7 protein-coding genes are annotated in these 11,878 nt (G+C 55.6%); 1 reads left to right on the top strand and 6 read right to left on the bottom strand.

Features of this window, described 5'->3' with window-relative positions:
• Positions 1-9: 9 nt before the first annotated feature.
• The 4 genes from EI42_RS09110 to EI42_RS09095 all read right to left on the bottom strand — a co-directional run bounded on the left by EI42_RS09110 (position 10) and on the right by EI42_RS09095 (position 3,853).
• Entirely contained in the window at positions 10-942 is a 933-nt protein-coding gene (locus EI42_RS09110) for a sugar ABC transporter permease (protein ID WP_111321080.1), read from the bottom strand.
• Positions 939-1,859, bottom strand: a complete 921-nt coding sequence (locus EI42_RS09105) for a carbohydrate ABC transporter permease (RefSeq protein WP_111321078.1) — start codon at positions 1,857-1,859, stop codon at positions 939-941. The genes EI42_RS09110 and EI42_RS09105 overlap by 4 nt, the downstream gene beginning before the upstream one ends.
• Before the next feature lie 111 nt (positions 1,860-1,970).
• On the bottom strand, positions 1,971-3,215 hold the full coding sequence (locus EI42_RS09100) for a sugar ABC transporter substrate-binding protein (RefSeq protein WP_111321076.1): 1,245 nt from the start codon (positions 3,213-3,215) through the stop codon (positions 1,971-1,973).
• Between the two features lie 167 nt (positions 3,216-3,382).
• On the bottom strand, positions 3,383-3,853 hold the full coding sequence (locus EI42_RS09095) for a MarR family winged helix-turn-helix transcriptional regulator (RefSeq protein WP_111321074.1): 471 nt from the start codon (positions 3,851-3,853) through the stop codon (positions 3,383-3,385).
• 241 nt (positions 3,854-4,094) lie between these two features.
• Between EI42_RS09095 and EI42_RS09090 the strand changes: the two genes are divergently transcribed.
• Positions 4,095-7,838 (top strand): hypothetical protein, encoded by a 3,744-nt coding sequence (locus EI42_RS09090; protein ID WP_111321072.1) that lies wholly within the window; start codon positions 4,095-4,097, stop codon positions 7,836-7,838.
• Between the two features lie 60 nt (positions 7,839-7,898).
• On the opposite strand, the gene EI42_RS09085 is transcribed toward EI42_RS09090, so the two are convergent.
• Both EI42_RS09085 and EI42_RS09080 read right to left on the bottom strand, forming a co-directional pair.
• Positions 7,899-9,755 carry a glycoside hydrolase family 6 protein gene (locus EI42_RS09085; RefSeq protein ID WP_246046449.1) on the bottom strand — a complete coding sequence of 619 codons (1,857 nt, stop codon included), beginning with the start codon at positions 9,753-9,755 and terminating at the stop codon, positions 7,899-7,901.
• Positions 9,756-9,931: 176 nt separating this feature from the next.
• Positions 9,932-11,635, bottom strand: a complete 1,704-nt coding sequence (locus EI42_RS09080) for a cellulase family glycosylhydrolase (RefSeq protein WP_211326094.1) — start codon at positions 11,633-11,635, stop codon at positions 9,932-9,934.
• Positions 11,636-11,878: the final 243 nt, after the last annotated feature.

Genomic DNA, 11,878 nt, shown 5'->3' with positions numbered 1-11,878 from the left:
TTCTGCATATTAGCCTTTGACGCCGCCAATCGTCAGGCCCGAGCGGAAGAAGCGCTGCGCATAGAGGAAGATGGCAATCAGCGGAACCGAAAAGATAATCGAGGTGGCGGCAAAATAGCCCCAGGGCGTGCGGAAGTCGCTTTGCAGGCGGTAGAGCCCGAGAATGAAAGTCAGGTTCGAGCCATCCTCATTCGCGTTTAGCAGCACGTTCGCGACGGCGAATTCGCTCCACCCGCCAATAAAGATGAGTAGTGCCGATGCCGCCAGTGCCGGGAGCGCCAGCGGAAGTGTGATTTTCCAGAAGGCCTGCCACGGGCTCGCACCATCGATCAGTGCGGCCTGCTCCAGCTCAACCGGAATCGTGTCAAAGTAGCCCTTGATGTTCCAACAACTAAACACAATAGAGCTTGCCGCATAGACGATCGCCAGCCCGAGCAGCGGCGCGGTATCCATCAATTGCAGGAATTGCAGCAGGTAATAGTAGGCAACCAATGCCAGCAGCCCCGGAAATGCCTGCAAAACGAGCAGCAGCGTCAACGTTAACTGACGACCCCGGAACCGTGCCCGCGAAAGTGCGTAGGCACCGGTCATCGAGGCAACCAGCCCATAGAGGGTAGAGAGCCCGCATACAAGTAGCGTGTTAAGTAGCCACGCAAAGAGCGGCTCTTTTGTGAAGGCATAGACATAGTTATCAAGGGTTGGCTGGACCGGCAACAAATGCAGGTCGGTCGAATAGAGGTTCTGCCCGCCTGCCAGCGAGGCCTGAACCACAAAGTAGATCGGGAAGAGCGCGAAAATCGCCATAACGATGAGAAACGCATAGGTCAGCGCCAGTTTCACTCCACCAAGTACGCCGGCGCGACGCTTGCGGAGCGGGCGACGTGTTGTCTTCGCGCTGGTGCTCGCTGCAACAGCAGCTTCCTCTGCCACAATGTCGTTCATGCGTAGAGCTCCTTATCTTTCGCTCCCAGAGCGCGTGCAAGGAAGGTGAGAGCGCCCAGGATAATAAACAGGATGATGGCAAATGCCGCGATCTTCGCGTATTGTACGTTTGCGGCTGAACCGCTGAGAATCTGGTTATACACGTAGATCATCACAAAGGAGGTCGCGCCGGGCTTATCCGCGCTGGTGACAGGACCGCCCTGGGTGATCAGGTAGACCGCGCCGAACATCTGAAATGTGGTGATTGAGCTCAGAATGGTGGTTGGAAGCAGTGCCGGACGTAGCAGAGGCAGTGTCACGCGCCAGAAGCTCTGCCAGGGCGTGGCTCCGTCAACACTCGCGGCTTCCAGTAGCTCCTGCGGAATACTTTGTAGCGCGCCCAGAATCACGATCATAAAGAAGGGATACGAAAGCCAGACATTGACAATCACGACGCCGACGAAGGCCCAGAACGGCTCTGTCAGCCAGGGGATGCCCGCCTGTGGGCCAAAAAAGATGCGCAGGATCTGGTTAATCGGACCAAAGTCGTAGTTGAAGAGGAATTTCCAGATCAGCACGGTAATGGCGTAGGGTGTGGCCCAGGGAATCAACAGGATGCCGCGCCAGAGAGCCTGAAGCTTGACACGGGGGTTATTAAGTGCCAGCGCTGTGAGCATGCCGACGATCAGGAACAGGCTGACACAGACCACCACATACAGCACGGTCAGGCCCAGAACTTGCAGGAATTCGCCGCTATCGGTGCCGACCAGCAAGCGCTGATAATTGGCGAGGCCAACGAACTTATATTCATCGTTGAAGAGTGTATTATTGGTGAACGAGAGGTACAGCGTATAAACGATCGGCGTCATATTAATGACGAGAATCGTCAGCAGCATGGGCAAGAGATAGAGGAAGATCTGTAGGCGGCTTACTTTCATCGTTGCACCTTTTCTGTTGGACGTGGAATCACTGCGGTTTTGTCTCCTGGTATGAGGAAAGCCGGTGTATAGCCACGCTACACACCGGTTCCTCCAGAATGAAGGGAAATGCTATCCTTTGATATTCTGGACGCCACTTTCAGCGGCCTTCTGAGCGGCTTTCATCGCATCCGCGGGCGATTGTTTCCCACTCCATACTGCGGTCATTGCGTCCTGCACAGGCTTCCACAGGGCCGACATATACGGTGTGTTGGGCAGAGGAATACCGTTCTCGATCTGAGCAACGTATCCATTAATCGCGGGATTCTCTTTCACCGATGTATCCTGTGCGGCGGCGCTATTGGCTGGAATCTCGCTGGACTGCTTACTCATCTTCACCTGATTCTCGGTGTTCGTGTAGAACTTCATGATATCCGCACAGAGAGCGGGATCTTTCGCGTTGCTCGTCACCCATAGCGATTTGACACCAACAAATGGCTTGGCCGGTGTATTCGTGGCGCCGATGGTGGGGAGCTTGGCGAAACCAACGTCGATCCCGACCTTTTTGTAGTCACTGTAGGACCAGGGGCCGTTGATGATAATCGCGGATTTGCCCTCGGTGAAGAGCGAGGAGGCTACATCATAGCTGATCTGTTTAGGCATATACTGGCGGAAAGACGCGAGATATTCGGTCGCCTTCAGCGAGCCCTCGCTTGTCAGGCCAACGGTGCCATCCTCTTTCACATAGTATCCACCGAAGCCGTAGAACCAGGGAGCATCGAAATAGGCATCGGTTGTGTTCCAGACAACGCCAAACTGACCGGGGTGCTTGGCCTGATACTCTTTGGCAAAGTTCAGCAGCCCATCAGTAGTTTTGGGCACATCGTTTTCTTTGAGCAGCTTCTTGTTATACATCATGGTGACCGCTTCTACAGTCTCAGGGACGCCATAGACTTTCCCATTGTAGGTGACGGCCTGTGCGGCGGGTGCGGAGTAGGTAGACTTCAGGAAGTCGGCGCTGATGTACTGGTCCATCGGGATGACGACCCGGCTTGCGGCGAGCTGACCAAGTGCATCATCTGCCCACGCGATCATATCGGGGCCGTTCTTTTGCTTGACGGCTGTGGTGGCCTTGTTGACCAGGTCAGCCTGCTGGACCAGCTTGATGGTAACGTTGGGGTGCTGTTTGTGGTATTCGTCAAAAATAGCTTTTTTCGCATCCAGGTAGGCACCCTGCCAGTTGTGCCAGAGAACGATGGTTTTGGGTGCGTTGGGATCGCTGCTGGCTCCTCCTGAGTTACTGCCGCCACAGGCTGCAATCACACAAAGAGAGAGCAGTAAAAAGAGTGAAGAGAAAAGACGCGTCGCGGTCTTCATAAAGAACCTCCGAGAAAAACGACTCTGTTACCGAGGTATAAAGAAACCGTTGTTTCTTACAACATGATGACAATATGCCATTATGCGCATGCACAACTTTGTGAACCATAATGGAAAAGGCGAAAAGAGTGATTGATATTGATGTAGTATGTGTCCCCTTCAGCTCCTCAGGTTTTGGCTGGCGTGTTTGCCAGATACTCTTCAACGTGCTGCGCAATCGTTTCAAGACATTCCAGGAAAAAGCCCTGCCGCTCGGGCGGGAGCACACCGATCAGCTCGCGAATGCGTAGTCGGTGCTGCTGTTCAATCTCATCCCGCAGCTTTTTCCCCTTTGGAGTAAGGGTAATGAGGGTAACACGGCGATCCTGCACCATTGGCTGTCGCTTGACCAGCTTGATCTTTTCGAGGCGGTCAATGATGCCGGTCATGTTGCTCTTGTCTGTCAGGATCAGGCGGCTTAAATCGATCATAGAGTGACCCTCTTTCTCGTCGAGATGGGAGAGCGTCCAGAATTGTCGGGGGCTCAACCCATAGTCAGAGAAGAAGCGGCTGTCGCTGTCGTCAAGCAACACATAGGCGCGAACAAGCTGTTGATAAATATCCAGCTCCTTATGACCGTCGTGTTCTTCTAAACTCATTGTGCTCTCTTTCCCCGTGATAGAGATACTCACTGTTCTGTGGAAAAGTATAGCGGAAAAATAGTTTGTTTGTCAACTGTTTTGTTTTCGACTTTTTCACCGGAAACAAAAAGGCATGGATGATTCAGTCCTGCCCTCTGTTTCGGTCCGATGAAATGGGACATATGACCCTCTTTTTGTGGATGAGTATTCTTCTATACTTGGGGAGAAATGCGTATTGAACTCCGACAAGGAGCGTCCTATGTTTCCATATGTTTCTCACTGTGCCGTTTGCGGATATGCGGTGGACCCCCGGAAGGGACCGGCCTGCCAGCAGTGCGGCTATCCCGTCTTCATCCCGGAAGAGCAGCGCTACCTGAAGGCTGTCCTGCGTGACCTGCACCGTGTGGGGAACTTTCAGGGGTGGCAGCTCACTGTAGAGCAGCTTGTACGGCGCTCTCAGGTGCGAGTCGAGTGGCTGGATCACCTGACCGCAGCCGCGATGCAACCGAAGCCCGTCAAGCCAGCGGTGAAGGTGGAGGCGCCAAAGCCGCCTGCGCCAAAGCCCGTCGTGGAGGTTCACAAAGAGAGCGAGCAGCCGAAGCGGCTCTTCTCGCCGGGGACATTCTTTGCCGATCAGACGATTACTATTGTCGCGGCGCTTGGTGCCTGTTTGCTCTTACTTGGCTCTTTAAGCTTTGTTATCACGACACCAGATCTCTTACAGGCTTTTCTGGTGCTGGTGGGAGTACATCTTGTTTTTGGCTGTATCGGCATCATATCGTATCGATTTCGCAGTTTTCGGCTCATCTCAATCATCTACACCGCCATTTTCGCGTTATTGTTGCCATTGGCTGGCTATGCAGGGTTTCGGCTGGTTGTGAATTCGTCGTTGACCATGTCGACCGATGTTGAGATTGCATTGGCGGCCCTTTATGGCGCGTTGACCTATGGGGCGCTGGCGGTCTATCAGCGCTACAAGCTGTTTGGTTATCTCATGGTGGTAGCGCTGGTGATCACCGAAGTGGCAACTATGCGAGCGCTTCAGCTCACGTGGTGCTGGTATCCATGCGGATTGACGCTGCTTGCGGTATGCGCGTTGCTGATTGCGCGTCACGTAGGGAAAGAGAGCCGCTTCCAGCCTGTTGAGGAGCCGCTTCGGCTCTATTCCTACTTCTGTGCAATACTCTGTGCGGTGAGCCTGTCCTTTGTCTTTCAACTCTTCACGCTATCAGCTATCGAAGTCGGAAGAACGTTTGATAGGTTTTCCAGTCCTGTGCAGGCGGTGGTGCTGTTCATCTGGCTCTGGTGCTATGCCCGACAACGGCCATTCTGGCGGCATTTCCTGCCTGGTCTGTTCCTGCTGTCCGCCCTGCTGGGAGCGTCTGCCTTTCGACTGGACAAGGCGGGGTTTGAGCTTATGTTTATGAGCTGTGCGCTGCTGTTTGTGCTGCTGGTATTCCGGGGACGGCTGGAGAAGGAGCTTGTAAAGCAGTTGGAGATCCTCGCGCTGCTTCTGATTCTGCTCTGTCCCGTGCTCAGCCGCCCGGTTCTGCTGCTCGAGTTGCTCTGCCATACCATGCGTTGCCGCTTTGGCCTCTCGATGGAGAGCACGCCCATAGAGCTTGCACTTGTGGTGGTGGGGCTTGTGGCGCTGCTCGCGCTGATGTTCAGGCGAACCGGGTTCCAGCGGGTGCCGAGAGAGCAGGCGTTTGTCTGGCTGCTTGTGCCTGGTGGCCTGCTGCTGCACTGGCTGGTAAGCGTTGCTCTGATCCGGCTGGCTGTCAACCCAATCGGTTTTCTGCTCGGACTGACGCTGGCGTCTCTGCTGGCAAGCGTACTTGTGCGGAAGCTGGTAAGTGCACCCTATGCGCAAGCACTGGAACTGCTGACGGTGCTGTATGCGGTGGGGACATTTGTTATCAGCGCTATCTCAAATAGAGATATGATGCTCTTGCAGTTGCTCCTCTTCGCTGGATTGGTCTATGTGATGGCGCTCTACCAGCGACGTCAAGCGCTTCTGGGTTTTACATTGCTATTCGGACTGCTTGCGCTGGTGTATCTGCCCGCGTATGCACTGGTGGCCTTTCTGCTCGCGGGCGGGCTGCCGCTGCTTGCTGTCGTTGTGCGGAGACTGAAACAGGAGGACGCATGCGGGTGGCTCTGGCCGCTGTGGTTGCTTGCGGTAGTATATGGAGTCAGCCTGATATGGTTTCCTCTGCCATTTCCGGCAGCGTATGCCCTGCTTGCGCTTGCGGTGATCTGGTATGGTGCGGCTTTGATGGCGGATGAGGCGTGGTGGCTGCTGATGAGTATCGGATTTGTGACGATGGGGCTGATCAAAGCGCCTCCAGTAATTGTCTGGTTGCCGCATGCTATCGTGCTGTGTGGGCTGGTTCCGCGTCTGTTGCTGTCTCGAAAGCGTTACGCGTTCCCGTTCTACTGGGCTGCTGTTTTATGCATGTGGTTGCTGCCGTTAAGCAGTCCGGTCGGCTTCTGGGCGCTGGTTGGCTTTGCGCTGGTCTGTAGCGTTGCTGGTTTGATCGACAGTGGTATGTTCTGGCTGGCCTGTCTGGCTGCTCTCCTCGCGGCCTGGAACGCGCTGGCGCCTGGCTACATCTACTATGCCCCGGTGCTTGCGTTTGGCCTGTTTGGCCTGGGGCTGCTCTGTGGGCGGTTTGAGCGCCTGAAGCAGTTTTCCACGCCCGGCTTTATGACGGCCTGTATCGCGGGCCTGCTGATGTATGGACTGCCGTGGCCCCCGGCGGTGCATCTCCTCTATGCGTCGCTGATTTTTGGTGTCCTGTGGCTGAAGCGGAAGCCGACTTTTATGCCCGCTGTACTGCTGTTTACAGCATATAGCCTGTATCAGACGATCCCACATGCGCGCTTTGCTGCGTTTGATCTGTCTGCAATCCTCTGGTTGACTAGTATTGCCGTGGGTGCGGGACTGCTCGGAATGCTCTGCGGATATGTACGACGCAACGAGGAAGAGCCGGGTCTGAAGCGCTATCAATGGAACTGGGCGCTGTATGTCACGATGGGACTGGCAATAGGCCTGCTTTTCTGGTCCAGCTACATGACGCCTGTGCTGCACGGTCCGATCCTGCTGGCGCTTGGCCTCTGTGGCGCGTTGACCATCGGGGTGGTGCTGTTCGAGCGTATACCTGTATTGTTGCTCCTGCCTTTTGTGCTGAGCTTGCGACTTGTGTCACTTCTTCCCTGGGCGCTCTGGCAGCAGGTGTTCGCCTGCAACCTGATAGCTGTCTTGCTGTTTGCTTCTCATCGGCTCTGGGTGCGCAGGCCGGCGGTGATATGCCCTGTGTCACCAAAGGCATTTCATCTTGTGTCTGGTTTGCTGGTTCAGTGTGGTGTGGTCGGTTTCTGTCTGGTACGGGGTATCTGGCCATACGCGCCGTTGACGCATACGGGGGCATGCTCGCTCTTGCTGCTGGCGCTGCTCCTTTTCTGGTGTGGCCGCCTTCTCAACAGGCCGCTCTGGCAGCATGGGTGCATCTACGGAGCTGGAATCCTGGTTGCCCTCAGCTTTACCTGGGAGCTGTACGCGCTTGGTCAGAGTCATCCCGGCCTGTTGACGCTTGCGCCGGCGCTCTGCTTCATCATCATGACACCGGTGCTCATGCGGGATCACACGATTCCTCACTATCGTCGGTACGCGCAGGGAAGTGCCGTGCTCGGGTCGCTGCTGCTGTTGATGCCGATGCTCTGGCTCAGTATCAGTGAGGCAAACCTTCAGCCAACGCTGATGCTGGCGGGCGAGGCGCTGGCGCTCTTCCTGCTCGGTCTGATCATGCGCACGCGAATCTTCGTCCTGGCCGGGGCGGCGCTGGTTGTTGTCAGCGCGATCTATACCCTGTTCCTGCCTTCAACGGGATTGCCGCTCTCGCTGGCGTTGCTGCTGTTTGGTGGCTTGCTGGTAATGCTGGCGACCGCGCTCAGCCTGGCGCGTCATCGGGTGGCGAGAGTCTGGCAGCGGCTCAAGTGATAAAAAAGCGGGGGAACCGATTGGTCCTCCCGCCAGGCACACCATGTGATGAAACGAGCTTTACAGCGCAGGATATGCATTCTTGACCAGGAGCTCAAAGGCATCCTCGAACCAGTGTCCGGCTAACGGAGCGTTCGGCATGGCCTCGGTCAGATTGCCGCCGTTTGCCTGCTGGCTGCCATGATAGGTCGGGTCACACATGCGATCAAAGCCTTTCCCTTCGTCGTTATCGACTGGCTGGCTTGCACCGTCGGACTCACCGGGCGGTTTGATCCACACATAGGCATCAAAGCCGGGGGCCGGATTCGCCTGAGGACGAGCGCCGATGCCGCCATACTGGTTGCACCAATTGCCTCGATGGACGCGGCGGTCAATCTTGGACTGATTGACGAAGGTGTTGAGATCGGTTGAGCTACTCGGGCCGGTCGGTCGTGAACCCTGCGGTCCAGAGCCGCCCCAACCGTTGCGAGAGGTATCGATCAGCATGCCAATCGTATTCGGGAAGCCACGACTGATAAACGCGTTGCGCATCGCGGTTCCATACGAAGCCTCATCAATGTAGTCGTTCCACTGATAGAAGTTCGCCGAGCGCACAGGCTGCCCGTTGATATTCTGGTTTGCCGTCATGTAGGGCTCGGTGGTCGGCGTGTAGTTCGCGGTATTGCTGATAAAGCCCGCGACGCTGTTCACGCCTGCATCGGTGCCCTTCACTGTCGAGGCAATCAGATCAGCAGCGGGACCAAAGTTGCTGCTCCAACCGAGCCAGCCAGAGTGTGCGATATCGATATAGTTGTACACGTTGGGGATCGCGTACAGCTTATTCAGCGCATACTGGATGCCTTTGACATACGCGCCACTGGAATTGGCCTCGGCACATTTTGCCATACTGAGGTTCGTAACCAGATTCGGGAGTGAGTCGGGCTCGATAATCGCAACGATGCGCAGCTTGCTGTACTTCGACTGGCTCAGTGTAGCGGCCAGAGGATCGATATATTGCGATTTGTACTTATTCAGGCCGTCTTGAGCCACAAGCAGCTCACCATTGGAAGCAAGGGCCGCACAGTCACGGTTTGGCAGATCATAGACAACAATCGTGATGACAACAGGAAGTGTGCTGTTACTTGCCTGTTCCAGTGCGGCATCAAGGTGACCGGCAAGGGTGCGAGTCACGCCGGGACCGCCGGTGATTGCCGCGATGCGATCAAGCCAGACAGCGGTAGGATAATTGGCGACCTTTGCCATCTGCTGACCGAGCGTTCCGCCTACTTTACTGGCCGCGTCACGGACCTCTGCCGCGTAATCGGGGTTGATATAGCCCACGGCGCCCAGGTAGGGGTTATCGACGCGTTCGCCCGAAGGTGGTGGCGTCGGGGTTGGAGTAACGGGAGTGCTTGTCGGCGTCGGGGTTCCGGGCGTATTAGTCGGTGTCGGGGTTCCAGGTGTGTTGGTCGGCGTGGGTGTCGGATTACCTGTTGCACCGCAGGTATTGCCATTGACAGCAAACTCTGTCGGGACAGGGTTGCTCGCTCCAAAGGTGCCATTGAAGCCGGGGTTCACGGTGCCGTTCGCCGCAACATTCCCGTTCCAGCTCAAATTCTTCACAGTGACATTCTGCCCGCTCTGGGAGAAGTCGCCATTCCAGCCCTGCGAGACACGCTGCCCACTATCGGGGAACTTAAAGGTGAGCTGCCAGCTTGACCAGGCTGAAGAGCTGATATTTTTGATGACGATATTCGCGCCGAAGCCGCCGGGCCACTGGTTGGTAACGGTGTACGTCACCTGACAGTAGGACGCCGCGCGAATGGCCTGCGTACTGGAAAACAGACTTCCTGTTACCAGTAGCAGCGGGATCATGAAGAGTGCCAGGCCGCGCACCCCTCGTCTGAGGCGTCGCCTGTTTTCTGGATCATGGTCCATAAAGAACATCTCCTTCAGTGAAAACTCGTACTGCATGGCACTGTGACCGCGGATAGTTCCTTCTATCCACTCACAAGTGTAGAAGGGGCAGGAATGAAAGACAAGTGGAAAAATGAGCACTTATTAGTCAAATTCTGGTCAGTGCCGGGAACACCAATGTGCCCCCGGCAGGTGTCCTACGGCTCTGTACCCCAGACCAGCGCCCCTTTATAGTAGGCCGTGACCTTATTCCAGCTAGTGTAGGTAGTGAAGGAGCCGTTGCGCGAGTAGTCATTGCTCTGGTCGTAATTGGACCAGTCGCTCTTGTTAACGCGCTGCTGAAGCTCCCCGGTATCCTTGCCCGGTGCCAGCGTGCCCGAGGTGAAGCTGACTTCCAGGTAGGTATCTGCGCCTGTACGACCCGGCGAGACCGTGACAAATTTCCCGTGAACGGTGCTGCAACCAATGGTCGCATAGTCGCAGGTATACGCCTGAGTGCCACCACCTTCGGTAGTGTACCAGTAGCGAATGGTTACATCTGCCAGATTGATCGGCGTATTGCCGGTATTCACGATCTGAAGCTGAGGCCTCAGGCTATTTGTGCTGGTGTTGCTGGCTGCGCCATCCTTATACTTGATCTGGAGTGAGACCGAAGTGGGTGGCGGAGTCACTGTCGTGGTCGGGCTTGGCGTGGGAGTAGGCGTCCCGCCACCATTGCCGCCATCCAGCGGGAACAGAATCGGGTTCAGGTAGGCCTGTTTCGCCTGATTGACTGTAGTCCAGTCGTCGTTGAGAATACCGCCCGTATCGCCAGAATTGGGGTTCCATGACCAGAAGGTCCAGTGCATCCCGCTGGTGCCATTGCCAAGATACTGCGTCAATTTGCTGAGCCATTGCTGATCGCTGGTGCTTTGCAGCTTGGTGCCAAACTCACCAAGCAGAACGGGCGCGGTGCCTTGCTTGTGCAGGTAGCCCCAGCGCTGGTCCCACAGGGCAGGCAGGTTGTTCGGGTAGTTGGGATCGCTAAACCAGCTCTGCGGGTAGACCGAAGAGGGGTAGTCGTGCGCAGAATAGACCAGCCGTCCGGGTACAGAGAGCCGTACCGGATAATCTTGCGCGCCTGTCAGGTTGCCGCCCCACCAGTAGCAGCCGCCATTCGTGCCGCCACCGGACACATAGCAATCAACGCCCTCGACAAAGATCAGCCAGTCCGGGTTGACCGAGAGAATCGCGTTTCCGGCCCGTTCAGCCGCAAGCCGCCAGTCAAGCGAGGTATCGCCACAGCCCCAACAGGCGGGAGCGTGTGGCTCGTTATGCAGGTCCGCGCCGATCACCGTCGTGTTTCCTTTATAGCGCGAAGCGAGCATTTTCCAGTCGGAGAGCCAGCGCGATTCAGGATAGGCCGAGGTGTACCAGAGTGCCGACTGTCCTCCCGAGTCCGGGCGGTGTCGGTCCAGAATAATACGTAGCCCGATCTGACCGGAGTAGTTAATAATCTTATCCATAATTTGCAGGCCGGTCAGCCCCTGAAGATCCGGGTTTTTGGCAAAGTCGATGCCGGTTGGTGTGCTTCCCGCATCAAAAAGCTGGTTTGAATAGGGGAGGCGAATCGTGTTATAGCCCAGGCTTTTGATCTGGTCCAGCATGTCGCGATAGTTGCGCGTCCAGAGCCCATGCACGGTATAGTTCGCTGTCTCAAAGCCAAACCAGTTAATCCCTGCAATGCGCACCGGCTGATTGTTGGCATCGAGAATCCGGCTGCCGTCAGTGTGCCAGTACCCTGATCCTGCTGCTTCAACTCTGTTCATGTTCAACGGTAACATACTCAATCCAAGAACGCTCAATAAAACAAGTACCATCATGACGACGCGCAATGGTCGTCTTTTCGTCGTCCCTGACATAATCCATCCTTTCTAGCAAGAACCTGCTATAGTAGCTTGCTATTTGTGTCTATACCATAGGGAAGCTTGTATCACAAGCGTTTCGCTGCCATTGATGAAAAACAGAAGAAAAGCGTTTCTGCTCGTTCATTTTTTTTCAACACGCCTTACCACAAGCAGCGAACTAGAGAAAAGAGGAAACTCGTCAGATTCTCGTCAGATGCTCGTCATCTTTTTGCAAATGGCAGTCAGACGATAGAAAAC

Source organism: Thermosporothrix hazakensis (assembly GCF_003253565.1).
Classification (GTDB): domain Bacteria; phylum Chloroflexota; class Ktedonobacteria; order Ktedonobacterales; family Ktedonobacteraceae; genus Thermosporothrix; species Thermosporothrix hazakensis.
Note: the sequence above shows the minus strand (reverse complement) of the source record. Positions and strands in the feature narration are given on the sequence as shown.

Excerpts from the sequence above, each read along its gene's own strand:
- EI42_RS09110 (WP_111321080.1), bottom strand. The coding sequence starts at position 942 with ATGAACGACATTGTGGCAGAGGAAGCTGCTGTTGCAGCGAGCACCAGC.
- EI42_RS09105 (WP_111321078.1), bottom strand. The coding sequence starts at position 1,859 with ATGAAAGTAAGCCGCCTACAGATCTTCCTCTATCTCTTGCCCATGCTG.
- EI42_RS09100 (WP_111321076.1), bottom strand. The coding sequence starts at position 3,215 with ATGAAGACCGCGACGCGTCTTTTCTCTTCACTCTTTTTACTGCTCTCT.
- EI42_RS09095 (WP_111321074.1), bottom strand. The coding sequence starts at position 3,853 with ATGAGTTTAGAAGAACACGACGGTCATAAGGAGCTGGATATTTATCAA.
- EI42_RS09090 (WP_111321072.1), top strand. The coding sequence starts at position 4,095 with ATGTTTCCATATGTTTCTCACTGTGCCGTTTGCGGATATGCGGTGGAC.
- EI42_RS09085 (WP_246046449.1), bottom strand. The coding sequence starts at position 9,755 with ATGGACCATGATCCAGAAAACAGGCGACGCCTCAGACGAGGGGTGCGC.
- EI42_RS09080 (WP_211326094.1), bottom strand. The coding sequence starts at position 11,635 with ATGTCAGGGACGACGAAAAGACGACCATTGCGCGTCGTCATGATGGTA.